This is a genomic window from Streptomyces sp. NPDC001220 (genome assembly GCF_053597895.1).
The window spans coordinates 777807-785905 of record NZ_JBSFJE010000002.1 but is presented as its reverse complement, the minus strand read 5'-3'; the positions used below and the strand labels follow the sequence as shown (position 1 = coordinate 785905).

Here is an 8099-nt window from a genome sequence, read left to right as displayed (position 1 = left end):
AAACGCCCGGTTACATTCCGAACCCGGAAGCTAAGCCTTACAGCGCCGATGGTACTGCAGGGGGGACCCTGTGGGAGAGTAGGACACCGCCGAACGAATTTTGAGAAAGAGCCCCACACCTCGCGGTGTGGGGCTCTTTCGCGTTTTAGGCGCTTTTTTATTCGTGGGGGAAATTGGCAGGCCCGCCGGCGGGCCTGCCGTAAGTTTCAGAGCCGGCCCGCCGCTTTCAAGGCCAGGTATGCGTCGGCCAGCGCGGGAGCGAGATCTTCAGGCGTCGCGTCCACAACCGTCACACCGTGCCGACGGAGTTGCTCCGCCGTGCGGTGCCGTTCGCTCTGCGCCTGTGCTGCCGCCGCCGCCTCGTACACCGCGTCGGCGTTTCCGCGTGCCGTCGCCATTCGGGCGACATGCGGGTCGGCCACAGAAGCGAGCAGAACCGTATGGCGCTGGGTCAGCTGGGAGAGCACGGGAAGCAGACCCTGTTCGACCGGCGCCGCGTCGAGCGTCGTCAGAAGGACGATCAGGGAACGGCGTGGAGCCGTACGGAGCGCCGTGGCCGTGAGTCCGCGCGCGTCCGTCTCGACGAGCTCCGGTTCCAGTGTGGCCATCGCGTTGACCAGGGATGGGAGGACGTCGCCTGCGGAGCGGCCCTGGACGAGGGCACGGACCCGACGGTCGTAGGCGAGCAGATCCACGCGGTCGCCCGCGCGGGAGGCGAGGGCGCCGAGGAGGAGTGCCGCGTCCATCGAGGCGTCCAGGCGTGGTGCGTCGCCGACACGGCCGGCGGAGGTGCGTCCGGTGTCGAGGACCAAGAGGATGTGCCGGTCACGTTCGGGACGCCAGGTGCGTACGGCGACCGCCGACTGCCGGGCCGTGGCTCGCCAGTCGATGGAACGGGTGTCGTCGCCGGGAACGTACTCACGCAGGCTGTCGAATTCGGTGCCCTCGCCGCGGGTCAGGACGCTGGTGCGGCCGTCGAGTTCACGCAATCGGGCGAGTTTCGACGGCAGGTGCTTGCGGCTGGTGAACGGGGGCAGAACCCGTACGGTCCAGGGCACCTTGTGGCCGCCCTGGCGGGAGAACAGCCCCAGGGGGCCGTATGAGCGGATGGTGACGCGGTCTGCCTGGCGGTCGCCACGGCGGGTGGGGCGCAGACGGGTCGTCACGCGCCGCCGTTCGCCCGGTGGGACGGTGAAGTGGTGGCGGGAAGCTTCGATCTCCGACCCGGGCTCCCAACTGCTCGGCGGCCAGCCGTCCCTGAGCCGGGCCCGGAGAGTGCGACCGGACGGGTTGGTCACGGTCAGCGTGATGTCGGCGGTCTCCCCGAGGCGCGCGGACGTGTCGCCGGAGCGGGAAAGCACCAGGCGCCGTACCGGAGCGGCCAGGGTGAAGTCGCAGGCACAGGCCAGGGCGAGCGGGCCGTTGACGGCGAGGAAGCCCGTCCAGCTCGGTTCCCAGATGCCGATGGGGATCGATCCGATGGCCGCCAGGAGGGCGGCGCGTCCGGTGAGAGGCATCAGCGGGGGACCGGGACGTGGGCGAGGATCGCGTTGATGACGGAGTCGGCCGTCACGCCCTCCATCTCGGCCTCGGGGCGGAGTTGGACGCGGTGGCGGAGGGTGGGCAGGGCGAGGGCCTTGACGTCGTCGGGGATGACGTAGTCGCGGCCGGTCAGCCACGCCCAGGCGCGCGAGGTGGCAAGAAGTGCGGTGGCGCCGCGCGGGGATACGCCGAGGGTGAGGGACGGCGACTCGCGGGTGGCACGGCAGATGTCCACCACGTATGCGGTGATCTCGGGGGAGACGGCCGTCTTGGCGACCGCGGCGCGGGCGGCTTCGAGGTCGGCGGGGCCGGCCACGGGGCGTACGCCGGCGGCGCGCAGGTCGCGCGGGTTGAAGCCCTCGGCATGGCGGGTGAGGACGTCGATCTCGTCCTGGCGGGAGGGGAGAGGGATCGTCAGTTTGAGCAGGAAGCGGTCGAGTTGGGCTTCGGGGAGGGGGTACGTGCCCTCGTACTCGACCGGGTTCTGGGTCGCGGCGACCAGGAACGGGTCAGGGAGCGGGCGCGGTGTGCCGTCCACCGTGACCTGGCGTTCCTCCATGGCTTCGAGGAGGGACGACTGGGTCTTGGGCGGGGTGCGGTTGATCTCGTCCGCGAGGAGGAGGTTGGTGAAGACCGGTCCGGCCTGGAAGGAGAACTCGGCGGTGCGGGTGTCGTAGACGAGGGAGCCCGTGATGTCGCTGGGCATGAGGTCGGGGGTGAACTGGACGCGCTTGGTCTCCAGTTCGAGTGCGGAGGCGAGGGCGCGCACGAGCAACGTTTTCGCGACTCCGGGGACTCCTTCTAGTAGTACGTGTCCGCGGCAGAGGAGAGCGACGACGAGGCCGGTCACGGCGGGGTCCTGGCCGACCACGGCTTTGGCGATCTCGGCGCGCAGGGCCTCCAGGGAGGCTCGGGCGTCGGCCGGGTTCCCGGTGTTCCCGGCGTTGTCGGTGGTCGGGTCCATCATGGACGGCGTACCTCTCTTTCGAGGGCGTCGAGTTGGTCGGTGAGGGCGACGAGGGCCGTGTCGTCGCCGGGCGGCGGTCCGAAGAGGAGGGAATGCAGGGCCTGGCCGTCGCCGTGGAGGTGGGCGGAGAGGGCGGGGAGCAAGGCTTCGGGCGCGTCCGCCTGGGAGACGGGGACGCCGACGAGGGGGGCGAGGCGGGTGCGAGCGGTGGAGCGAAGAGCGGCGGCCGCGCGGTCGCGGGCGTTGGCTTTGCGGTAGAGGCGGGCGCGGCCTTCGACGGTTTCGGAGGCGCGGATCGCCACGGGGAGTTTCTCGGGTACCAGAGGGCCCAGTCGGCGTGCCCGCCAGAAGGCGGCCAGGACCGCCGCGAAGAAGAGCTGGAGTGTGCCCCAGAGCCAGCCGGAGGGGAGCAGGTCGAACAGGGACTTCTGGTCGCCCGTACCGGCGGCCGAGGCGTCTGAGAGCGAGGGGAGGTACCAGACGAGATGGTGGCGGGACCCGAGGAGTTGGAGGGCGAGCGAGGCGTTGCCCTGTTCGTCGAGCCGGTCGTTGAGCAGGATGTCGGGCGCGCCGAGGACGATGGTGTCGCCGCCTCCGGAGGCCGCGGGCACGCGGATCAGCGTGGCCAGACGCTGGCTGGGGTAGCAGGAGTCGGCGTCGAGGTGGGTGGTGGTGTAGCGGATGCCACCGGTGTCGGCGCTGCCCGCGCGGCGGGCCTCGGCCAGGCCGCAGTGGGGATCGAGCGTGGACTTCAGGCTGGTGGCGGGATCGGCGGTGACGCCGGGGGCGAGCCGTTCGACGGACGTGCCGCCGGCCGCGACCAGGATCGTGCGGCCGCCCGACCCGGCGGTCGCCACCCGAAGTTGGGACTGCTGACCCGGGGTGAGCAGATCGGGGACGGCGACGAGCAGGGTGGTGTCGCGGCCGGCCGCGGCCCGGGCCTCGGCAAGGGTGGTGACCACGCGCGTGGACACGCCCCGGTCGGCGAGGAGTTCGGCGACGGCGCGGCTGCCGTAGGGGTCGGCGGAGCGCGGGTCGAGGTCTCCGTGCCTGCTGTCGGAGCGGACGACTGCGATGGCCACGGCACCGGCCAGCAGGAGCACCACGGCGAGGACGATGCCCCGGGTCCGGGTCCACACCTGGCGGGTGGTGGGCGCGGTGGAGGTGGGCGGAAGGGCTACGCCGGTGGTCATTCGGCGGCCCCCTGGCGGGTGTTGTGGGCGGTGCTCGGGGTACTGCTGGCGAGCATTGGTTTGGCGCGTTCCAGGTCGCGGTCGAGTTCGGCGATGCGCTCGTACGACGCCTGGGTCGCCCTGCGGCCGCCGTACGTCACGTCGTCGAAGTCCCGGGCGGCGGCGCGCAGCCGGTCCGTGTGGGCGGGCAGCACGCGGCCGGCTTCGGCGGCGGCCTCGTCGGCGGTGCGGCCCGGGCGGACGTCGAGCAGGGCGCGTTCCTCCAGGGCGCGGACGACGGCCCGCATGCGTTCCTGGAGGGCCTGGTTCCAGTGGCCCTGGGCGGCGTGTGCCTCGGCGGCCGCGCGGTGTTCGGCGGCGCTGCGGGGGCGGTCGTCGAACAGGGCGGCGGCGGAGACGGGCCGGCGGCGTGGGGTGCCCAGGCGCCACCACAGGGCGCCGAGGACGGCGACGACGGCCAGGACCACGACGACGAGGCCCAGCGTGCCCCCGGGCGTCGCGGACGCGGCGGCGGAGAGCAGGCGGTCGACCCAGTCCAGGAAGGCGTTCAGGGCGCGCTGGAACAGCCCGGGGTCGTTCTCGTGGTACATCCGCTTGGACAGCTCATGCCGTGCCGCCTCCCGCGCGGGGTCGCGCGGGATCGTCACGGGCGGCTCGTCGCCCGAGCCGGACAGCGACAGCAGGGCCGTCTCCCGGGCCCGTAGCAGGCCGCGTACGGCCTCGCCGGCGGCGCGCGGCAGGGCCGCGGGCACCGCTGTGAGAACTCCCCCCGTCGGACTCACCGCATCAGCTCCCCGGGACGGTGCCGGGGGTGCTGGTGCCGTAGTTCTCGACACCGGCGGCGCGGGCCAGTTCGAGGTCGAGGGCCTCGCGGCGGATGCGCTGGTCGATGTAGAGGAGCACGGTGACGCCGGCGTTGATCGGGAAGGTGAGCATGGAGCCGATCACCGAGCCGATGCCGCTGACGATGAGGAACGTCCAGCCGACGTTGGAGTTGGTGCTGTCCAGGAAGCCGGAGAAGCCGTCGCCGCTGAGGATGGCGGCGCCTACGGCGAAGGGGATGACGGCGATCGAGGAGACGATGTTGGCGATGATCGTCGCCAGGATCTGGATGCCGAAGACCCGCCACCAGGAGCCGCGGACCAGCTTGACGGAGCGTCCCAGCGACTTCGTGATGCCCTGCTTCTCCAGCATCAGGGCGGGGGAGGCCAGGGCGAAGCGGATCATCAGCCAGAGGGTGACGACGCCACCCGCGAGGATGCCCACGACGAGCAGTGCGGCGATGGCGCCGCCGGGGCCGCCGGCGATCGCGACGACGATGCCGGGCAGTGCGCCGACGAGCAGGACGCCGACCGCGATGAGTCCCATCAGGACGATGAGGCCGAACAGCTTGACGACCTGCGGGCGCGCGTCGCGCCAGGCCTCGCGGGTGGTCACGGACTTGCCGAGCACGGCGCGGCTGGTGACGGTGGTCAGCAGGGCCGTCGCGATGATGGTGCCGACCAGTGTGATGAGCAGGACGGCGCCCGAGCTGGCCGTGACCTCGCCCGCGGCGCGGGCCACCTCGCTGAAGGAGGCGCTCGGGTCGTTGAGGGTGTCGGTGGTCTCGGCGTCGTTGAGGACCAGGCCCTGGAGGAGGATCACCGCGACCTGGGTGACGACGGCGACCGTCAGCGAGATGCCGAGGACCGTGCGCCAGTAGGTGCGCATCGTGGAGACGGCGCCGTCGAGGATCTCGCCGACGCCGAGCGGGCGCAGCGGGATCACGCCGGGCTTGGCGGCGGGTGGAGGGCCACCCCAGCCGCCGCCCCAGGCTCCGTATCCGCCGGGCGGACCGTATCCGCCGGGCGGGCCGCCGTAACCGCCGGGTCCACCGGGGCCGCCGTAGCCTCCGTAGCCGCCGGGGGGCTGGCTGCCCCAGCCGGGACCGGGGGGCGGGGGCGGCGGTGCCTGGCCTGGTGCCGGGGCGCCCGTGGGCGCGGACCACTGGCCGGGCGGGGGCTGGTCCTTGGACCACTTCGGGCCGGAGCCCTGTGGGTCCGTGCCCGGTTGATCGGTGGGCTGCTCGGCAGGGCCTGCGGGGACGGGGCGGTCGGCAGGGGCGGACGCGCCGGGTTCCCGCCCGTCGGACGGGGCGGATCCGGGCGAGGCCCAGCCCGGAGTGTCGTTCATCGAAGCTCCTTCACGGTGCCCGTCCGCGGTCGCGGTGGCAGGTTGGCTGCCATCGTGCCATGGGGTGGTCACCCAGTGACCTGCCGCGGTACAGGCTCCGCACCTTCAATTGTCCGCCGGATACGGGGCAGACTGACCGCATGGCTGATCAGTACGCGCAAACCGGCGAGGACAAGCGGCCGACAGGAATGCCCGTGATCCGGTGGGAGGAGCCGCCCGAGGGCCCCGTAGTGGTCCTTCTTGACCAGACCAGACTGCCGGCCGAGGAGGTCGAGCTGGTGTGCACGGATGCGTCCGCGCTGGTGGAGGCGATCCGGACGCTCGCGGTGCGCGGGGCGCCGCTGCTCGGGATAGCGGGGGCGTACGGCGTCGCGCTCGCCGCCGTGCGGGGTTTCGACGTGGACGAGGCCGCGGTGGCGCTGGCGGGTGCCCGGCCGACGGCCGTGAATCTTTCCGTCGGGGTGCGCAGGGCCGCTTCGGCCTACCGGTCGGCTCTGGCCAAGAGCGGTGACAGCGGGGCTGCGGCCGTGGCGGCACTGGTTGCCGCACGGGCGTTGCACCGGGAGGACGCCGAGGCCAGCGCCCGGATGGCGGGGCACGGTCTGGCGCTGCTGGACGAGTTGCTGCCGGGCGGAGGGCATCGGATCCTGACGCACTGCAACACCGGGTCGCTGGTGTCGGGAGGCGAGGGGACGGCGTTCGCGGTGGCCCTCGAGGCGCATCGTGTGGGGCGGCTGCGGCGGCTCTGGGTGGACGAAACGCGTCCGTTGCTGCAAGGCGCTCGTCTGACGGCCTACGAGGCGGCTCGCAGCGGCATGGCGTACACCTTGCTCACCGACAACGCGGCCGGTTCGCTGTTCGCTGCGGGGGAGGTGGACGCGGTGCTGATCGGGGCGGACCGGATCGCGGCCGACGGCTCGGTGGCGAACAAGGTGGGGAGCTATCCGCTCGCGGTGCTGGCCCGGTACCACCACGTGCCGTTCATCGTGGTGGCGCCGGTGACGACGGTGGATCTGGAGACGCCGGACGGTGCGTCCATCGAGGTCGAACAGCGTCCCGGATATGAGGTGACCGAGGTCACAGCACCGCAGGTGCCGATCACGGGAGCGGGTGGCGGGATTCCGGTGGCGCCTCTGGGGACCCAGGCGTACAACCCGGCGTTCGACGTGACGCCGCCCGAGTTGGTGACGGCGATCGTCACCGAGGAGGGCGCCGTTTCGCCCGTGACGGCCGAGGCCCTTGCCGGGCTGTGTGCCAGGTCCCGCCAGGTCACGATCAGCTGACCGGACGATGGCGGCCCGACCGACGGCAGCGGCCCCTCGACCTGTGGCGATTCGCAGACGAAGGGGCCGTGCCATCAGAGGGCGACATCCGTGGGCTGCCCCGTCAGCCGGTTGCCCGTCTGCGAACGGGTCGGCATCCCTCGCTGACATCGACGTCGGCGGGCGGGGGCAGACAGTGACGGCCCCCTGCGGCTATCGTCACTGGCCGGTGACCCTGGTCACCTGCGCAACCTTCACTGTTATGAGAATGGGATGATGTCGTTTATGAAGGGACGAGTCCTTGTCGTCGACGACGACACCGCACTGGCCGAGATGCTCGGCATTGTGTTGCGTGGTGAAGGTTTTGAGCCGTCTTTCGTAGCCGACGGCGACAAGGCGCTGGCCGCTTTCCGTGAGACCAAGCCCGATCTGGTGCTGCTGGACCTGATGCTGCCCGGTCGGGACGGTATCGAGGTGTGCCGTCTGATCAGGGCGGAGTCCGGGGTGCCGATCGTGATGCTCACGGCGAAGAGCGACACCGTCGATGTGGTCGTGGGCCTGGAGTCGGGCGCGGACGACTACATCGTGAAGCCGTTCAAGCCGAAGGAGCTGGTCGCCCGGATCCGGGCCAGGCTGCGGAGGTCCGAGGAGCCGGCGCCGGAGCAGCTCGCCATAGGTGACCTGGTCATCGACGTGGCCGGGCACTCGGTGAAGCGGGACGGGCAGTCGATCGCGCTGACCCCGCTGGAGTTCGACCTGCTGGTCGCGCTCGCCCGCAAGCCGTGGCAGGTGTTCACGCGTGAGGTGCTCCTGGAACAGGTCTGGGGCTACCGGCACGCGGCGGACACCCGTCTCGTCAACGTTCACGTCCAGCGGCTGCGCTCCAAGGTCGAGAAGGACCCGGAGCGGCCGGAGATCGTGGTGACCGTCCGTGGTGTCGGATACAAGGCCGGACCGAGCTGA

7 protein-coding genes and 1 rRNA gene are annotated in these 8099 nt (G+C 71.8%); 3 read left to right on the top strand and 5 right to left on the bottom strand.

What is annotated here, in order from left to right:
• A 5S ribosomal RNA gene (rrf, locus tag ACWDGI_RS08035) occupies positions 1–95 on the top strand; the annotation flags it as partial.
• A gap of 111 nt (positions 96–206) precedes the next feature.
• Here the strand turns inward: rrf and ACWDGI_RS08030 are convergent.
• Genes ACWDGI_RS08030 through ACWDGI_RS08010 form a run of 5 tightly spaced genes read right to left on the bottom strand, consistent with a single transcriptional unit; the run spans position 207 to position 5874 of the window.
• The gene (locus tag ACWDGI_RS08030) at positions 207–1517 is read right to left on the bottom strand and encodes a DUF58 domain-containing protein (protein WP_450756461.1); all 1311 of its coding nucleotides are present in this window, start codon (positions 1515–1517) and stop codon (positions 207–209) included.
• A complete protein-coding gene (locus tag ACWDGI_RS08025; RefSeq protein WP_450756535.1) occupies positions 1517–2506 on the bottom strand; it encodes an AAA family ATPase in 990 nt (329 codons plus the stop codon). Before ACWDGI_RS08025 ends, ACWDGI_RS08030 begins: the two co-directional genes overlap by 1 nt.
• Complete coding sequence (locus tag ACWDGI_RS08020; RefSeq protein ID WP_450756459.1) at positions 2506–3702, bottom strand: DUF4350 domain-containing protein; 1197 nt, start codon at positions 3700–3702, stop codon at positions 2506–2508. Before ACWDGI_RS08020 ends, ACWDGI_RS08025 begins: the two co-directional genes overlap by 1 nt.
• Positions 3699–4454, bottom strand: coding sequence for a DUF4129 domain-containing protein (locus tag ACWDGI_RS08015; protein WP_450756457.1), 756 nt, complete (start codon positions 4452–4454; stop codon positions 3699–3701). The genes ACWDGI_RS08020 and ACWDGI_RS08015 overlap by 4 nt, the downstream gene beginning before the upstream one ends.
• Before the next feature lie 34 nt (positions 4455–4488).
• Positions 4489–5874 carry a DUF7544 domain-containing protein gene (locus ACWDGI_RS08010; protein ID WP_450756455.1) on the bottom strand — a complete coding sequence of 462 codons (1386 nt, stop codon included), beginning with the start codon at positions 5872–5874 and terminating at the stop codon, positions 4489–4491.
• 140 nt (positions 5875–6014) lie between these two features.
• On the opposite strand from ACWDGI_RS08010, the gene mtnA reads away from it, so the two are divergent.
• Positions 6015–7157, top strand: coding sequence for an S-methyl-5-thioribose-1-phosphate isomerase (mtnA, locus tag ACWDGI_RS08005; RefSeq protein WP_450756533.1), 1143 nt, complete (start codon positions 6015–6017; stop codon positions 7155–7157).
• 252 nt (positions 7158–7409) lie between these two features.
• Positions 7410–8099, top strand: a complete 690-nt coding sequence (gene mtrA / locus ACWDGI_RS08000; protein WP_015659998.1) for a two-component system response regulator MtrA — start codon at positions 7410–7412, stop codon at positions 8097–8099.